General features: G+C 73.5%; 16 protein-coding genes and 1 pseudogene. 8 read left to right on the top strand and 9 right to left on the bottom strand.

The genetic code is table 11. The features are described 5' to 3' along the window. Positions 1 to 203 precede the first annotated feature (203 nt). The 6 genes from ACH34T_RS05460 to ACH34T_RS05485 all read left to right on the top strand — a co-directional run bounded on the left by ACH34T_RS05460 (position 204) and on the right by ACH34T_RS05485 (position 6,742). The gene (locus tag ACH34T_RS05460) at positions 204 to 1,847 is read left to right on the top strand and encodes a lysine 5,6-aminomutase subunit alpha (protein WP_395990836.1); all 1,644 of its coding nucleotides are present in this window, start codon (positions 204 to 206) and stop codon (positions 1,845 to 1,847) included. Then, the gene (locus ACH34T_RS05465; RefSeq protein ID WP_395990837.1) at positions 1,844 to 2,695 is read left to right on the top strand and encodes an OAM dimerization domain-containing protein; all 852 of its coding nucleotides are present in this window, start codon (positions 1,844 to 1,846) and stop codon (positions 2,693 to 2,695) included. The genes ACH34T_RS05460 and ACH34T_RS05465 overlap by 4 nt, the downstream gene beginning before the upstream one ends. A 1-nt stretch (position 2,696) precedes the next feature. Next, complete coding sequence (locus ACH34T_RS05470) at positions 2,697 to 3,143, top strand: hotdog fold domain-containing protein (protein ID WP_395990838.1); 447 nt, start codon at positions 2,697 to 2,699, stop codon at positions 3,141 to 3,143. A 530-nt stretch (positions 3,144 to 3,673) separates the two neighbouring features. Continuing rightward, positions 3,674 to 5,365 (top strand): apolipoprotein N-acyltransferase, encoded by a 1,692-nt coding sequence (gene lnt / locus ACH34T_RS05475; RefSeq protein ID WP_395990839.1) that lies wholly within the window; start codon positions 3,674 to 3,676, stop codon positions 5,363 to 5,365. Positions 5,366 to 5,370: 5 nt separating this feature from the next. Next, the gene (locus ACH34T_RS05480; protein WP_395990840.1) at positions 5,371 to 6,117 is read left to right on the top strand and encodes a polyprenol monophosphomannose synthase; all 747 of its coding nucleotides are present in this window, start codon (positions 5,371 to 5,373) and stop codon (positions 6,115 to 6,117) included. A gap of 94 nt (positions 6,118 to 6,211) precedes the next feature. After that, entirely contained in the window at positions 6,212 to 6,742 is a 531-nt protein-coding gene (locus ACH34T_RS05485; protein ID WP_395990841.1) for an FxsA family protein, read from the top strand. 125 nt (positions 6,743 to 6,867) lie between these two features. Here ACH34T_RS05485 and ACH34T_RS05490 read toward each other — a convergent pair whose 3' ends face one another. The 3 genes from ACH34T_RS05490 to ACH34T_RS05500 form a co-directional block, all read right to left on the bottom strand. Further along, positions 6,868 to 7,212 carry an RNA polymerase-binding protein RbpA gene (locus ACH34T_RS05490; RefSeq protein ID WP_395990866.1) on the bottom strand — a complete coding sequence of 115 codons (345 nt, stop codon included), beginning with the start codon at positions 7,210 to 7,212 and terminating at the stop codon, positions 6,868 to 6,870. A 141-nt stretch (positions 7,213 to 7,353) separates the two neighbouring features. Then, positions 7,354 to 7,959 (bottom strand): ATP-dependent Clp protease proteolytic subunit, encoded by a 606-nt coding sequence (locus ACH34T_RS05495; protein WP_395990842.1) that lies wholly within the window; start codon positions 7,957 to 7,959, stop codon positions 7,354 to 7,356. Next, on the bottom strand, positions 7,956 to 8,528 hold the full coding sequence (locus tag ACH34T_RS05500; RefSeq protein WP_395990867.1) for a ClpP family protease: 573 nt from the start codon (positions 8,526 to 8,528) through the stop codon (positions 7,956 to 7,958). The genes ACH34T_RS05495 and ACH34T_RS05500 overlap by 4 nt, the downstream gene beginning before the upstream one ends. Positions 8,529 to 8,701: 173 nt before the next feature. Here ACH34T_RS05500 and ACH34T_RS05505 point away from each other — a divergent pair, with 173 nt between their 5' ends. Next, positions 8,702 to 8,992 carry a type II toxin-antitoxin system Phd/YefM family antitoxin gene (locus tag ACH34T_RS05505; RefSeq protein ID WP_395990843.1) on the top strand — a complete coding sequence of 97 codons (291 nt, stop codon included), beginning with the start codon at positions 8,702 to 8,704 and terminating at the stop codon, positions 8,990 to 8,992. Positions 8,993 to 9,004: 12 nt separating this feature from the next. On the opposite strand, the gene ACH34T_RS05510 is transcribed toward ACH34T_RS05505, so the two are convergent. Continuing rightward, positions 9,005 to 9,820 (bottom strand): glycerophosphodiester phosphodiesterase, encoded by an 816-nt coding sequence (locus ACH34T_RS05510; protein WP_395990844.1) that lies wholly within the window; start codon positions 9,818 to 9,820, stop codon positions 9,005 to 9,007. 116 nt (positions 9,821 to 9,936) lie between these two features. On the opposite strand from ACH34T_RS05510, the gene ACH34T_RS05515 reads away from it, so the two are divergent. Continuing rightward, the gene (locus tag ACH34T_RS05515; RefSeq protein WP_395990845.1) at positions 9,937 to 10,158 is read left to right on the top strand and encodes an EF-hand domain-containing protein; all 222 of its coding nucleotides are present in this window, start codon (positions 9,937 to 9,939) and stop codon (positions 10,156 to 10,158) included. Positions 10,159 to 10,204: 46 nt separating this feature from the next. On the opposite strand, the gene ACH34T_RS05520 is transcribed toward ACH34T_RS05515, so the two are convergent. The 5 genes and pseudogenes from ACH34T_RS05520 to ACH34T_RS05540 form a co-directional block, all read right to left on the bottom strand. Continuing rightward, complete coding sequence (locus ACH34T_RS05520; protein WP_395990846.1) at positions 10,205 to 12,049, bottom strand: MFS transporter; 1,845 nt, start codon at positions 12,047 to 12,049, stop codon at positions 10,205 to 10,207. A gap of 165 nt (positions 12,050 to 12,214) precedes the next feature. Next, positions 12,215 to 12,778 (bottom strand): TrmH family RNA methyltransferase, encoded by a 564-nt coding sequence (locus tag ACH34T_RS05525; protein WP_395990847.1) that lies wholly within the window; start codon positions 12,776 to 12,778, stop codon positions 12,215 to 12,217. Further along, positions 12,775 to 13,425 (bottom strand): class I SAM-dependent methyltransferase, encoded by a 651-nt coding sequence (locus tag ACH34T_RS05530; protein WP_395990848.1) that lies wholly within the window; start codon positions 13,423 to 13,425, stop codon positions 12,775 to 12,777. The genes ACH34T_RS05525 and ACH34T_RS05530 overlap by 4 nt, the downstream gene beginning before the upstream one ends. 21 nt (positions 13,426 to 13,446) lie before the next feature. Beyond that, positions 13,447 to 14,394 carry a VWA domain-containing protein gene (locus tag ACH34T_RS05535; protein WP_395990849.1) on the bottom strand — a complete coding sequence of 316 codons (948 nt, stop codon included), beginning with the start codon at positions 14,392 to 14,394 and terminating at the stop codon, positions 13,447 to 13,449. Beyond that, a pseudogene (locus ACH34T_RS05540) lies at positions 14,391 to 14,856 on the bottom strand (hypothetical protein); the annotation flags it as partial. The pseudogene ACH34T_RS05540 and the gene ACH34T_RS05535, both read right to left, overlap by 4 nt.

A 14,856-nucleotide genomic window follows, 5' to 3' on the forward strand; every position in this document is an offset into this window, starting at 1 on the left:
TCCGCCGCGAGCCTCACCCGGCGGTGAGGTGACCGCCCGGCCAGGGAAGATGGAGCTGTCCACCGGCGTGAGACGGGGAAGAACTGGTGGTAGTTCTTGTGGAATACGGTGTTCGTGCCGGAAGATCTCTTGTAGAGATCTCTGATTGACGGACGATTGACGGAACCGGCCTGAGAGGGGCGGCTGCGCGAGGGGAGACGGCGATGGCGCCGCACGGAAAGCTGGACCTCGACCCGGAGACGGTGCGCGCCGCCCGGCGGCTCGCCGCCCGCGCCGCCGAGCCGATCATCCGGATGGCCCGCTCCCACACGACCGTCTCCGTCGAACGCGCGCTGCTGCGCCTGTCCGGGCTCACCGGCGCCGACGACGAGGGCCGCCCGTGGGCCAATCACCTCGCCGACGCCGTCCGCGGCCAGGTCGGTCTGGAGCACGGCGTGGCGCTCCCCGTCTGGGACGCGCTGCTGACCGGCCCGCACGGCACCCTCCGCGACCTCGCCGAGGCCGCCGCCCGCGGCCGCGCGTCGTTCCGGCTGCCCGCCGGGACCGACGCCGAACACGCCCGCAAGGCCGCCGGCGAGGCGGCCCGCGCCGGGATCGCCCGCATCGACCACCGCCGCGCCGAACGCGACGCGCTGCTGCGCGAGCTGCCCACCCCCGACACCGCCGACCCGCCCCGCCCGCTGGTCTACCTGATCGTCGCGACCGGCGACATCTACGAGGACATCCCGCAGGCGCAGGCCGCCGCCCGCGAGGGCGCCGACATCGTCGCGGTGATCCGCTCCACCGGGCAGTCGCTGCTGGACTTCGTCCCCGAGGGCGCCACCCGCGAGGGATACGCCGGCACCTACGCCACCCGGGAGAACTTCCGGCTGATGCGGTCCGCGCTGGACGAGGTGTCCCGCGAACTGGGCCGGTACGTGCGGCTGACGAACTACGCGTCCGGCCTCTGCATGCCCGAGATCGCCACGCTCGCCGGTCTTGAGCGCCTGGACATGATGCTGAACGACTGCATGTACGGGATCATCTTCCGCGACATCAACCCCCGCCGGACGTTCATCGACCAGCGCTTCTCCCGGCAGATCCACGCCCGCGCCGGCATCGTCATCAACACCGGCGAGGACAACTACCTCACCACCGCCGACGCCGTCGACGCCGCGCACACCGTGATCGTCAGCCAGCTGCTGAACGAGCGGTTCGGGCACGAGGCGGGCCTGGCCGACGCGCAGCTCGGCCTCGGCCACGCCTTCGAGATCGACCCGTCGATCCCCGGGTCGTTCCGGCTGGAGCTCGCGCACGCGCAGCTGGTCCGGGAGCTGTTCCCCGGCGCGCCGCTGAAGTACATGCCGCCGACCAAGCACATGACCGGCAACATCTTCAACGGGTACCTGCTGGACGCGTTCTTCAACCTCGCCGGCGTCATGACCGGGCAGTCGATCATCCTGATCGGGATGATGACCGAGGGCATCCACACCCCCTGGCTGTCGGACCGCGACCTGGCGCTGGAGAACGTCCGGTACGTCCGCGACGCCTGCGGGAGCCTCGCCGAGGACTTCATGCCCCGCCCGGACGGCATGCTCGTCCAGCGCGCCAAGCAGGTGCTGTCGGAGTCGGTCGACCTGCTCGGCCGCATCGCCGACGACGGGCTCCTCGACGCCATCGCCGACGGCACGTTCGGCGTCACCCGCCGCCCGCCCGACGGCGGCAAGGGCCTGGACGGCGTCGTCCCCCGCGCCGACGGCTACGTCAACCCCGCGATCGAGATCCTCGACGCCGAGAACCCGGACGCCGCCCCGCCCGCCGCCGTGGGCGCGGCGGGCGGCACGGCCGAACAGGAGGTGCCCGCATGACGGTCGAGATCCCCGGGACCGGGACGCAGACCCCGGCCGACCCGGCCGACACCCGGCAGGTGATCCGCCCCTACGGCGACACCACCGGCGACGGCATGGTGCAGATGTCGTTCACCCTGCCCGTCCCGGCGGGCAAGCGCGCCGACGCCGCCGCGCTGCAGCTCGCCGGCAAGATGGGCCTGGACCCCGCCAGCGTCGTGCACGCCAAGCCGATGGGGCCCCACTTCACCTTCTTCATCGTGTACGGGAAGGTCGGGCACCTCATCGACTACGCGTCCATCCCCGTCCCGGCGGAGCGCGCCTACCCGCTGCTGACGTCCCAGGAGGTGAACCTGGCGATCCGCGGCGCGCTGAACCGGAAGCTGGTCGTCGTGGGCGCCTGCATCGGCACCGACGCGCACACCGTCGGCATCGACGCGATCCTCAACGTCAAGGGGTTCGCGGGGGAGAAGGGCCTGGAGTACTACCGGGAGATCCAGGTGGTGAACATGGGCGCGCAGGTGACCGTCGCGGAACTGGTCGAGCGCGCCAAGGCCGAGGACGCCGACGCCGTCCTGGTGTCGCAGGTCGTCACGCAGCGCAACGCGCACCTGCACAACACCAAGCAGATGGCCGCCGCGTTCCACGCCGAGTACCCGACCTCCGTCGCCGGCGGGATGGGGCGGCCGCTGCTGGTCGTCGGCGGGCCCCGGTTCGACACCGTGAGCGAGGCCGACCTCGGCGTCGACCGGATCTTCGGCAAGGGCACCACGCCCGCCGAGGTCGCGAGCTACCTCGTCCACGCGCTGCTGCCCGCCGCCGACCGCCCGGCCGACGACGACGACGAGGACGAGGACGAGGACGAGTGACATGAGCGAAGCGAACCCGGCGACGCGGGGGGCCGTCCCCCCGCGGGAGACCGCGAGCGGCCCGCGCGAGGGGACGGCCGTCACGCACCGCAGGTACATCCCCTACTCCCACGCCCACTACGCCGGTGACCTGGTCGACGGCGCCTACGTCCTCGGCCTGTTCGGGGACGTGGCCACCGAGCTGTGCATCCGCACCGACGGCGACGAGGGGCTGTTCGCGTCCTACTCCGACGTGCAGTTCCGCGCTCCCGTCCGGGCGGGGGACGTGCTGGAGACCACCGCCGTCCTCACCCGCGCGGGCACCCGCAGCCGGGTCATGGAGTTCGAGGCCCGCGTGGTGTGCCGGGGCCGTCCGGACAAGGGCGAGTCCGCCGCCGAGGCGCTCGCCGACCCGATCGTGGCGGTCACCGCGTCCGGCACCGTCGTGGTGTCCGCGCCCGGCGGCTGAACCCTGCCGCCGCACCATGATCGAAAGTGTCGGCGGCCAATTCGCCCGACCCCGCGATCATGGTGTTGAGCTGGGGAAACACGGAGTCGCCGCAGAACATGCCGCGGTTGACAAGGTGGCGGAAGCCGGTAGTTTTGCAGCAGTCCAGCACGGGACTCACCGATCGGCCGCCCGAGGCGCCACCGGGCACCGCGCCACGACGGGACGGGGATCACGCGAGTGGTCGACGCCGTGTCCGCCCGAGCCAGCGCGGTGACCCGAGGCCGTGCCCGGACGGAGCCGCCCGATCGCGCGGGGGGTTGGACCCGGGAAGGGCCCGGACATCCAGTAGAAAACGGAGCCTCGCTCCCACCGCCTGTGGGACGACTCCGGCCCGACGGATGTCGCGGGCCCTCTTCCGTGCGTAAAAGCCACGCGCCCGTGCTCGTCCGCCCGTGCGTGTGCGGGCTCGTGCGTGCGCGGGCATGGTCGCCGTGGCCGCCGGAGCCCGGTAGCGTTCCCACCAAGAGACCGAGCGAACGAGGTGGGACGTGGCCCAGGAGACCCTGCCCGACCGGTCGCCGGCCAAGGGCCCGGACGAGGGCCCAGGCGGCGAGCCCGGCGGCCGGGAGCGCCCGGGACGGCTGAGCGGCCTCCCCGGCCGGCTCCGCGCCGGCGGCCGCGCGGGCTGGCCCCGCACCCTGCTGGCCGCCGCGTCCGGGCCGGTCATGTGGCTGGCGTTCCCGCCCGTCGACCTCGCCGTCCTCGCGCCCGTGGGCGTCGCGCTGCTCACCCTCGCCCTGCGCGGCCAGGCCGCCCGCACCGGCGCCTGGCTCGGCTTCGTCGGCGGCGCCGTGTTCTTCCTGCCCGTCCTGGAGGGGATCGCCGCCATCGGCCCGGACGGGTGGGTCGCGCTCAGCCTCGTCCAGGCCGTGTACTTCCTGCCGCTCGGCGCCGGGATCTCCCTGGTCGCCCGGCTGCCGGGCTGGCCGGTGTGGACGGCCGCGCTGTGGGTCGGCGAGGAGCTGATCCGGGGGCACGTCCCGTTCGGCGGGTTCCCGTGGGCGCGGCTCGCGTTCAGCCAGACCGCCTCGCCCCTGACGCCCTACGCCTCCTACGGCGGCGCGCCCCTCGTCACGTTCCTGACCGCCCTGATCGGCGGGCTGCTCGCCTACGCCGCCGTCCTCGCCCACCGCGCCTACCGCGCCCGTACTGCGCAGCCGCAGGGGGAGGGGGAGGGGCGGACCGGACCGAAGTGGCGCGCCTTGGCCCCGGCCGCGCCCGCCGCGGCGGCGCTCGCCGTGATCGCCGCGCTCGCCGGGGGCGGCGCGCTGATCCCGACCCCCACGTCCGGGCGGCCCGTCACCGTCGCCGTCGTCCAGGGCAACGTGCCGCGCCTCGGCCTGGACTACCTCGGGCAGCGCAAGGCCGTCCTGAACAACCACGTCCAGGCCACCCACGAGCTGGCCAGGCGGGTCCGCGCGGGCGAGGTCGCCAGGCCCGAGCTGGTCGTGTGGCCCGAGAACGCCAGCGACCTTGACCCCTACGCCGAGCCCGAGGCCTACACCGCCATCGACGGCGCGGTGAAGGACGTCGGCGTCCCCGTCCTGGTCGGCGCGCTCACCGACACCCCCGACGGCGAGAAGGTCGAGAACCGCGGCATCGTCTGGGACCCGCGGACCGGGCCCGGCGACTACTACGTCAAGCGGCATCCCGTCCCGTTCGGGGAGTACCTGCCGTTCCGCGACGTCCTCACCAAGCTGATCACGCGGTTCGAGCGGGTCCCCCGCGACTTCGCCAAGGGCACCCGCTCCGGCGTCATGCGGCTGGGCCCCGTCACGGTCGGTGACGTGATCTGCTTCGAGGTGGCCTACGACCGCGAGGTCCGCGACGTCGCGCGCGGGGACCTCCTGGTCGTGCAGACCAACAACGCCACCTACGGCCGCACCAGCCTGCCGCCGCAGCAGATCGCGATGTCCCGGCTGCGCGCGGTCGAACATGGCCGTACGATCTTGGTTGCCGCGACCAGCGGCATCAGCGCGATCGTCGCGCCGGACGGCCGCATGATCGACCAGTCCCGGGAGTTCGTCCCGGACCTGCAGGTCGCGACCGTCCAGGCGCGGACGTCGCGGACGCTCTCGGACCGGCTCGGCGCCGCGCCCGACTGGGCGCTCGCGGCGCTCGGGCTCGGCGCGGTCTGCGCGGCGGCATGGACGTCGGCCAGGAAGAACGAGGGGAATTGACACCGATGGAGATCCCAGCCGACCTCGGCCGGGTGCTCGTGATCATCCCGACGTACAACGAGCGGGACAACATCGAGCGCATCGCCGGCCGGGTGCGCGAGGCCGTCCCCTCGGTGGACGTCCTGGTGGTCGACGACGCCAGCCCCGACGGCACCGGCGAGGTCGCCGACGCCCTGGCGGCCGCGGACGAGCAGATCAGGGTCCTGCACCGCGCGGGCAAGGACGGCCTCGGCCCCGCCTACATCGCCGGGTTCCGCTGGGCGGCCGAGCAGGGCTACGACGTCATGGTCGAGATGGACGCCGACGGCTCCCACCAGCCCGAGGAGCTTCCGCGGCTGCTGACCGCCCTGCAGGACGCCGACCTGGTCATCGGCGCCCGCTGGGTCCCGGGCGGCAAGGTCCGCAACTGGCCGAAGCGCCGCGAGGCGCTGTCGCGCGGCGCCAACACCTACGCGCGGCTGATGCTCGGCATCCCGCTGCACGACGCCACCGGCGGCTACCGCGCGTTCCGCGCCGCGACGCTCGACAAGATCGGGCTGGACGGCGTCGACTCGCGCGGCTACTGCTTCCAGATCGACCTGGCGCTGCGGGCGGTGCGGCAGGGCCTGCGCGTCGTGGAGGTCCCGATCACGTTCGTCGAGCGCGTCCACGGCACGAGCAAGATGAGCCGCGACGTGATGGCCGAGGCGGCGCTGCGGATCACCCAGTGGGGCGTGTCCAGCCGGGCCGGCAGGCGGCGTCCGCCCCGCTGAACGCCGCCCGCCCGGCGGCGGGCGGGAAACGTTCGGGGGCTTCCCGGCGTTGTACTGGGGAGAGGGATTCACCCCGCGACCCGAAGATGGAGCCATGCTGCCGCTGCTACTGGTCCTGGCGTTCCTGGCGATGCCCGTCGCGGAGATCTACGTGATCATCCAGGTGGGCGGCGCCATCGGCGCCTGGCCCACGGTCGGGCTCCTGGTCGCCGAGAGCCTGCTCGGCGGCTGGATCGTGCGCCGGGAGGGCCGCCGCGCGTGGCGCGCCTTGGAGGAGACGCTGCGGCGCGGCGTCATGCCCGACCGGGAGCTCGCCGACGCCGCCCTGGTCATGGCCGGCGGCGTGCTGCTGCTGACGCCCGGGTTCGTCACCGACGTGTTCGGGTTCGCGTTCGTGCTGCCGTTCACCCGTCCGCTGGTGCGCCGCGTGCTGTCGCGGTACGCGTCGCGGCGGATGCGGGCGGCCGAGGACAGGGCGCGGTCGCGCGCCGCGTTCCCGCCGGGCTTCGCCGCCGGTTTCGACCCGTTCGGACGCGGGCCCGGCCCCGACCGCGTCGAGACCCCGCCGGGCCCGGTGGTCCGCGGCGAGGTCATCGACGAGGACGACTCCCCGTCCCGCACCTGACCGCGGGTTGCTCTTGGCGGCCCGCTGCGGCTCGCGCAGCTGGAGCCGCCGGCCCCGGACGGACGTGAATCGGGCCCGTACCGTATCCCCGGTACGGGCCCGATCCGTGAAATCTCAGTCGATGCTCACGCCGACTTCCTGCGTCCCGCGCGCAGGATCGCCAGACGCTCAGCCAGAACCTCCTCAAGGTCTTCGAGCGTCCTGCGCTCCATGAGCATGTCCCAATGCGTGCGCGGCGGCTTGCCCTTCTTGGTTTGGGGCAGCTCCCCGTCGACCCGCAGGGCCGTGGCGCCGCAGTTGCGGCATTCCCAGGTCATCGGCACCTCGGCCTCGGCTGCGAGCGTCACGGTGAACCGGTGGCCCTTCGTGCAGGTGTAGTCCACCTCTTGGCGAGGGGCCAGATCGGTGTTGCGATCGTTCTCGTAGCTCGTCGCTCCGAGTCGGGTGCCGCGAAGTGCGCGCTCGGCCATCGTCACGTGCCTCCCAGACGGCTTGCGGTCTTGCCCTGACCAACGCTGAATCCCACGACAAGATTCCCCGGGCCATGGTGATCCAACCCTGCCGTTTGCGGCCGCACCGGGCCGCGCCCCCTCGGCGGCCCCGCGCGAGCCTCAGTGACGGGACGTGAGCACCTCGTCGATCAGCCCGTAGTCCTTGGCCTCGGCGGCGGTGAAGTAGCGTTCCCGGTCCAGGTCGCGGCGGACGGTCCCGGGGTCCTTCCCGGTGGCCTCCGCCACGATCGCCTCGGTCTGGGCGCGCAGCCGCAGCACCTCGCGGGCCTGGATGTCCAGGTCGGTGGTGTAGCCGCGGGCCACCTCGATCGCCGGCTCGTGCAGCAGGATCCGCGCGCCGGTCAGCGCCGCCCGCCGGCCCGGCGAGCCCGCCGCCAGCAGGACCGCCGCCGCCGACCCGGCCTGCCCGACGCACGTCGTCTCGATCGGCGGCCGGACGTAGCGCATCGTGTCGCAGATCGCGAGCATCGCCGTCAGCGACCCGCCGGGGGAGTTGATGTAGAGGGCGATGGGCCGGTCGGGGTCCATGCCCTCCAGGGCCAGCAGCTGCGCGGTGACGTCGTTGGCGCTGATGTCGTCGACGGGCGCGCCGAGGAACACGATCCGGTCCTCGAAGAGCTTGTTGTAGGGGTCGGTGTGCTTGCGCCCGTAGGTGGTCTGCTCCTCGAACTCGGGGACGAGGTAGCGCCGTTCCGCCCGTGTCATGTGCCCACCCGGTCGGTGCTGTCGATGACGTGATCCACGAAACCGTAGTCGCGCGCCTGCTCGGCGGTGAACCAGGCGTCGCGGTCCCCGTCGGCCTCGATCCGCTCCAGCGGCTGGCCGGTGTGGAACGCGGTCCGCTCCGCCAGGGTCCGCTTGAGGTACAGCGACTGCTCGGCCTGGATCTTGATGTCGGACGCGGTGCCGCCGATCCCGCCGTGCGGCTGGTGCATCATCACCCGTGCGTGGCGCAGCGCGTACCGCTTGCCCCGCGTCCCGGCGCACAGCAAGGTCTGTCCCATGGACGCGGCCATGCCCATCGCGACCGTGGATATGTCGTTCGGGACGAACTGCATCATGTCGTAGATCGCCATCCCGGCGTCGACGACGCCGCCGGGCGAGTTGATGTAGATCGTGATGTCGCGCTCCGCGTCCTGCGCGGCGAGGAGCAGCAGCTCCCCGTTGATCCGGTTGGCGACCTTGTCGTCGATCTCGGTGCCGATGAAGACGATCCGCTGCGCGAGCAGCCGCTCGAACAGCTGCGCCTCCGCCAGCAGCGGCGCCTCCGCCACCGCGGCCCACGTCCTCCCCGCGAACGTCTCCGCCCGTCGCTCGCCGCTCCACCGCTCCGGTTCGCCGTTCACGAGCTCCTCCTCGATCTGTACGTTCTGTACGCTACGTACGTAGCACGCTAGCCTGGGAGGGAGGGAGTGACCAGGGGAGTACCCCGGGGTTTCGCTATACGATGAAAAACGTGGATGTTCCGGTAACCGAAGCACGTGCCCAGTTCGCGGACCTGGTGAACCGGGTCGCCTACACGGGCGAGCCCGTCAAGCTGACGCGGCGGGGACGGGTGATGGCCGCGCTGGTCTCCCCGGAGGACCTGGAGCTCCTGGAGCTGGTCAAGTCGCAGCGCGTCGACCTGACGCAGGCTTCCCAGGCGGGGCAGCAGGCGCGGCCTGTCGAGCGTCCGCAGACCCCGTCGACTCCGCTGCGCGTCGCGGCCGAGTACCGGCCGCCCGGCTTCCGCCGCTGAGCGCCCGCTCGTTCAGCCGGCGGCGCTGCCGGGGCCGGGGCCGGGCCATTGGCCGCGGGACGTCATGACGGCGCGGAGGGTGAGGATCTCGTCGGTCATGATGCCGTCGACGCCGAGGTCGAGGAGGCGTTCCATGTCGGGGCGGTCGTTGACCGTCCAGGCGTGGACCTGCAGGCCGAGTTCGTGGGCGCGGGCGATGAACGACTCGGTGACGAACGGGAGGGGCCCGAGGCCGTAGGGGACCTGGGCGCAGGCGACGCCGGTGGCGGCCAGGCGGATGAGCTTGGCGGCCGGGCCGCCGTAGGACTTGGCGCGCAGGGCCATCACGCCGCGCGGGCCCAGCGCCGTGCACACGTCCCGGTCGGTGAACAGGGGCAGGCGGGCGCGCATCTGGGCCAGCCGGCGGGTGGAGAAGGACGTGAGGCACACCCGGTCCCAGGCCCTGGCGCGGTGCAGCGCGGCGGCGAGGGGGCCGATGACGGGGGCGTCCTTGAGGTCGATGTTGACGCGCGCGTCCGGGAAGGCGGCGAGGAGCTCCTCCAGGCGGGGGATGGGCTCGGTGCCGCCGATGCGGGCCTTGGCGACCTCGGCGTAGGGGAGCTCGGCGATGGCGCCGTTGCGGTCGGTGACGCGGTCGAGGGTGCGGTCGTGGAAGGCGACGACGACGCCGTCGGCGGTGGCGTGCGCGTCGGTCTCCAGGTAGCGGTAGCCGAGGTCGACGGCGCGCTGGAACGCGGCCATGGAGTTCTCGGGCCGCCCGCCCGCGCCGCCTCGGTGGGCGAAGGCGATCGGCCCGGGGTGGTCGAGGAATTCGTACGAGCGGCGCACCCGTCCGATTATTGCCGACCTCGTGGCCACGCTGGACCTTACTACGTAAAGGCCTCGGGCCGGGCGCGCCCGGTGCTACCGTCGGCGCGGCAATCGATCACCGAGGGAGCGGGACCATGGCGGACGTGAACGAGTACCGGGCGACGTTCGAGCTCGTGGACGTGGACGGCGACGGCTACATCTCGACGGCCGAGCTGAAGAACCTGATGAGCAAGCTCGGGCAGGACATCACCGACACCCGCGCGGTGGAGGTGGTCGTGGCCGCCGACGCCAACGGCGACGGGAAGATCTCGCTGGAGGAGTTCACCGCGCTGATGGAGCGGACCGCCGGCCGCTGACGGCGGCGGCGGTCCGCCTCAGGGCGGGGTCGGACCAACGGGCCCGTCAGGTGGGGCGGCGGCGGACTTTGAGGGTGCTGTCGGTGCGGGTCATGGTGCGTCCGTCGGGGGCGGTCTGGACGCGTTCGTGCTCGCCTTCGTAGAGCACGTCCCAGGTGTCGCCGGGGAGCCGCAGGGAGGCCAGGACCTCGGCGGCGGTGGGCAGCTCCGCGGACGGGTAGGCGTCGGGGTCCCAGGGCGGGGGCCCGGCGTGGCCGAGGATGAGCAGGGTCCCGCCGGGGGCGACGGCCGCGGCGGCGGCGCGCAGGATCGGCTCGCGCGGCACGCCCTCTTTGGGGAAGTGCAGGAACGCGGCGGAGACCAGGTCGTAGACGCCTTCGGGGAAGGACACGCCCAGGTCGTGCTGCTGGAAGTCGACGCGGTCGGCGACGCCGGCGTCCGCGGCGTGGCGGGCGGCGCGGTCGAGGGCGACGCCGGAGATGTCGGTCGCGGTGACGCGCCAGCCGCGGCGGGCCAGCCAGATGGCGTCGCCGCCCTCGCCGCATCCGAGGTCCAGGGCGGTGCCGGGGTCCAGGTCGGTGACCTCCTGGACGAGCATGGCGTTGGGTTCGCCGCTCCAGAGGTGGTCGTGCTCGGCGTAGCGGGCGTCCCAGTATTCCTGGCGTTCCGTGGTGTCGTCGTCCATGGCCCGATGGTGGACCTTCACTGGCGCGTCCGGCGAACTCTGTTGCGGTTTCGGCAAACTCAGCAGCAGGGCCGGGGCGAGGGCGGCCGGGGCGGCGGCCAGGGCGTAGCAGAGCGGCAGGGGCAGCGCGTCCAGGAACATGCCGGTCGCCGCCGACCCGGCGGAGATGCCGAGGTTGACGGAGGTGCTGATCCAGGCGACGGCGCGGGTGCGTGCGGGGGGCGCCGTGGTCGCGTCGGTGATCAGGAACGCGGTGGTGAAGGTGGGGCCGACGAACAGCCCGACGGTGAAGGCGGCCGCGGCCAGGACGGCGACGGACGGGGCGAGCCCGGCCGCCGCGAGGACGAGGCCGACCGGGCAGACCAGGACGGCGAGCCGGCCGCGTCCGGGGGCCGTCCGGCTGAGGGCGCCGTAGGCGAGGCCGCCAAGGGTGCTGCCCGCGGCGATCGCGGCCTCCACCCAGGCGACCGCCGCGGGCTGGTGGTGCCGTTCGGTGAACGCGACGGCCAGCAGCCCGGTCGAGCCGAGCGCGAAGCCGGTGGCGGCGACGGCGATGGCCGGCACGGGCGCGAACGCGCGGATGCGGGGCCCTTCGCGGCGGGCTGCGGCCGGTCGCGGCGGCACCGCGGGGGAGGCGGCGACGCCGAGGACGCCCACGATGATCAGGGCGGCGCTGAGGGCGATGCCGAGGGACGGGGAGACGGCCGCGGCCAGCAGTCCCGCGAGGAGCGGCCCGGTGACGAAGACGAGCTCCTCGGAGACGGTGTCGAGGCTGAAGGCGCGGCGGAGATGCGCGGCGTCCTGGAGGAGGCCGCGCCAGAGCGTCCGCATGACGACGCCGATGGGCGGCTGGCAGACGCCGGTGGCGACGCACAGGACCCCCAGGAGGGGGACGGGCGCGCCGGGACGCCAGGTCAGCGCGGCCAGGACGGTCAGCAGCGCGGCGTAGGCGGCGGTCATCGGGGGCAGGACGCGGCGTGCGCCGTGCCGGTCGATGAGCGCGGCGCGCACGGGCGACAGGGCGGCGCCGGTGAGTCCGAGCAGGGCCATCAGGGCGCCCGCGGCGGCGTAGGAGCCGGTGGACGCGGTGAACGCCAGGGTCAGGGACAGGAACACCGTCCCGTAGGACAGGCGTCCCAGCAGCGCGAGGGTGAAGGTGCGCAGGGCGTGCGGGGTGCGCAGGACGGAGGCGTACGAGGCGGTCACGGTGTGTTCCTCGGAAGGGCCCTCGCCGGGGCGGTGACAGGGGGACGCGGGCCGGCGCCGGCGCGTTTCGCGGTGGCGCGGGGGCGTCCTATCCGTGGGTGAGGAACTGCACGGGAGCAGTGTAGCGGCGCGGCCCGGCCGGGGCTGGGGCGGTGGTGCGGGGGGTTAGGCGGTCCAGTCGCGGCGGCGGGCCTCGGCGAGGGCGATGGCGGTGGCGACGGCGACGTTGAGGGAGCCGACGCGTCCGATCTGCGGGATGTAGGCGACGGCGTCGGCGGCGGCCAGCAGGGCGGGGGAGCAGCCGTGGTCCTCGCCGCCGACCGCGAGGCAGACGTCGCCGTCCAGGGGTGCCTCGTGCAGGGGGACGGCGTCGGCGGTGAGCTCGACGGCGACCAGCCGCAGTCCCTCCTTGCGGACGGCCGCGGCGGCGTCGCCGGGGGAGCCGGCGTGTTCCCAGGGGACGAGGCGGGCGGTGCCGAGGGCGGTCTTGTCGACGGCCTTGTGGGTCGGGGGCGTGGCGTTGCCGGCGAGCCAGAGGCGCTCGACGCCGAACACGGCGGCGCTGCGGATGATCGAGCCGATGTTGAACGGCTGGGTGACCGACTCCACCAGCAGGTCGAGGCGGGCGTCGGTGCGGCGCCGCCAGTCGCGGTTGAGGCGCTTGACGTCGGTGCCGCGCAGCTGCCTGCGTCCTTGGGCTGGGGTGTGCGGGCGGTCGGGGCCGCTCATCGGGTGTGGCCTTCCGTGCTGTCATCCGTGCGGGCTTCGGTGCTGGTTTCCGGGCGGGGTGCGACGCGCAGGACGCGGTAAGCGGACCGGGACGCGATCCGCTCGGTGGGGTGGCCCTGGGCGTCCAGCCACCGCTGCAGGGAGTCGGAGCCGAGGTGCTTCTGGACGACGAGGTGGGCGAGGCCGGTGGGGGTGAGGCGGGGGAGCCAGGCGCGGAGGAGGTCGTGCAGGGCGGCCTTGCCGATGCGGATCGGCGGGTTGGACCAGATCGCGGCGAAGCGGAGGCCGGGGTCGAGATCGTCCGCCAAGCAGAACCTTACATTGTCAAGGCCGGCGGCGTGAGCATTACTTTCAGCGAGTTCCAGGGCTCGCTGATTAACGTCCACGCCCCAGACCATCGCCTGGGGCGAACGTCTGGCGAGGGTGAGGGCGATGGGGCCGTAGCCGCAGCCGAGGTCGAGGAGGTCGCCGTCCTGCGGGGGCGCGGGGACGGTCTCCAGCAGCACGCGGGTGCCGGGGTCGACGCGGTCGGGGGAGAACACGCCGCTGTCGGTGTCGAGCCGCAGGTGCAGGTCGGGCAGGACGAGGTCGACGGTGCGGCGGCGGCTCGCGGTGCCGGGCCGTTCGGCGAAGTAGTGATCCCCCACGTCGGCCGACCGTATCAGCGGTCAGGGCAGGCGGGAGAACCAGGCCAGGGAGGCGCCGCCGGCGGCGAGCGCGAACAGCAGCGCGATGCCGGTGTAGCGGGCGGCGACGTCGCGGTGCTCGGTCTTGAAGCCGAGGGAGGTGCCGATGTTGGCGTAGACGTCGCGGAGCTCGGCGGAGTCGGCGGCCTCGTAGGCCTTGCCCTCGGTGCTGTCGGCGAGGGAGCGCAGGGTCTCCTTGTTGACCGAGACGCTGGTGGTCTCGCCCTCGATGTCGACGGTGCCGTAGGGGGTGCCGAACGCGATGGTGGAGACGGGGACGTGCGCGGCGCGGCTGGCGTCGATGGCCTCCTGGACGGAGCGTCCGGTGGTGTTGTCCCCGTCGGACAGCAGGACGATGTGGGCGGGCGGCGGGTCCTGGCGGGCTTCGGCGTCGAAGGACCGGACGGCCTGCAGGCCGGTGAAGACGGCCTCGCCGATGGCGGTCCGCTTGGCCATGACGAGCTGGTCGATGGAGGCGACGGCGGCGGCGCGGTCGGTGGACGGCGCGGCGACGAGGTTGGCGCTGCCGGCGAAGGCGACGACGCCGACGTTGAAGCGTCCGGGGAGCTCGCCGATGAACTTCTTGGCGGCGGCCTTGGCGGCGTCGAAGCGGCTGGGCGGGACGTCCCTGGCCATCATGGACAGGGAGACGTCGATGGCGACGAGGATGGTGGCGCGGTCGCGGGGGACCTTGACGGAGTCGGCGGGCCGCGCGAACCCGATCATCATGAGGGTGATCATGACGAGGAACAGGCCGGCGGCGACGTGCCGGCGCCAGCCGGGGCGGCGGGGCGCGACCTGGGTGAGCAGGGCGAGGTTGGTGAAGCGGACGGCGTGCTGTCCGCGGCGCAGTTGCAGCAGGACGTAGACGGCGGCCAGTGCGGGCAGGACGCCGAGGAGCCAGAGGCGTTCGGGTGACAGGAAGGTCATGGGCGCTCTCCCGCGGTGCTGGCTGACCGTCCTCCGGGCCCCGACTGCCGCCGTTGGACGGACGGACTCCGTTCGACGGACCGTCCTCCAGCCCCCGCCCGCCGCCTTTCAACGGACGAGCTCCGTTCGACGGACCGTCCTGCGGCGCGGCGCTGGCGGAGGGCGAAGCGGGCGATGTCGGCGATCCAGTCGCGGTCGGTGCGCAGGACGAGGTGGTGGGCGCCGCTGCGGCGCAGGGCGTCGCGGGTGCGGTCGCGTTGCGCGGCCGCGGCGGCGGCGTACCGTTCGCGGACGCGGCGGCTGAGGACGATCTCGTGGACGCTGCCGGTCTCGGGGTCGGTCATCTCGACGAGGCCGACGTCGGGGAGGTCGAGTTCGCGGGGGTCGATGATCTCGATGGCGAGGACCTGGTGGCGGGCGGAGAGGCGGCGCAGGGGGCGTTCCCAGTCGGGCCGGAGGTGG

Origin of the sequence: Actinomadura sp. 9N215 (genome assembly GCF_044326345.1) — a bacterium.
In the GTDB taxonomy this organism is placed as follows: Bacteria; Actinomycetota; Actinomycetes; order Streptosporangiales; family Streptosporangiaceae; genus Spirillospora.

Bases quoted from the DNA above. Each gene is read 5' to 3' on its own strand.
- ACH34T_RS05495 (WP_395990842.1), bottom strand. From the start codon at position 7,959: ATGACACGGGCGGAACGGCGCTACCTCGTCCCCGAGTTCGAGGAGCAG.
- ACH34T_RS05535 (WP_395990849.1), bottom strand. From the start codon at position 14,394: ATGACCTTCCTGTCACCCGAACGCCTCTGGCTCCTCGGCGTCCTGCCC.
- ACH34T_RS05485 (WP_395990841.1), top strand. From the start codon at position 6,212: ATGCTGCCGCTGCTACTGGTCCTGGCGTTCCTGGCGATGCCCGTCGCG.
- ACH34T_RS05470 (WP_395990838.1), top strand. From the start codon at position 2,697: ATGAGCGAAGCGAACCCGGCGACGCGGGGGGCCGTCCCCCCGCGGGAG.
- ACH34T_RS05465 (WP_395990837.1), top strand. From the start codon at position 1,844: ATGACGGTCGAGATCCCCGGGACCGGGACGCAGACCCCGGCCGACCCG.
- ACH34T_RS05515 (WP_395990845.1), top strand. From the start codon at position 9,937: ATGGCGGACGTGAACGAGTACCGGGCGACGTTCGAGCTCGTGGACGTG.
- ACH34T_RS05490 (WP_395990866.1), bottom strand. From the start codon at position 7,212: ATGGCCGAGCGCGCACTTCGCGGCACCCGACTCGGAGCGACGAGCTAC.
- ACH34T_RS05480 (WP_395990840.1), top strand. From the start codon at position 5,371: ATGGAGATCCCAGCCGACCTCGGCCGGGTGCTCGTGATCATCCCGACG.
- ACH34T_RS05460 (WP_395990836.1), top strand. From the start codon at position 204: ATGGCGCCGCACGGAAAGCTGGACCTCGACCCGGAGACGGTGCGCGCC.
- ACH34T_RS05525 (WP_395990847.1), bottom strand. From the start codon at position 12,778: ATGAGCGGCCCCGACCGCCCGCACACCCCAGCCCAAGGACGCAGGCAG.
- ACH34T_RS05505 (WP_395990843.1), top strand. From the start codon at position 8,702: ATGAAAAACGTGGATGTTCCGGTAACCGAAGCACGTGCCCAGTTCGCG.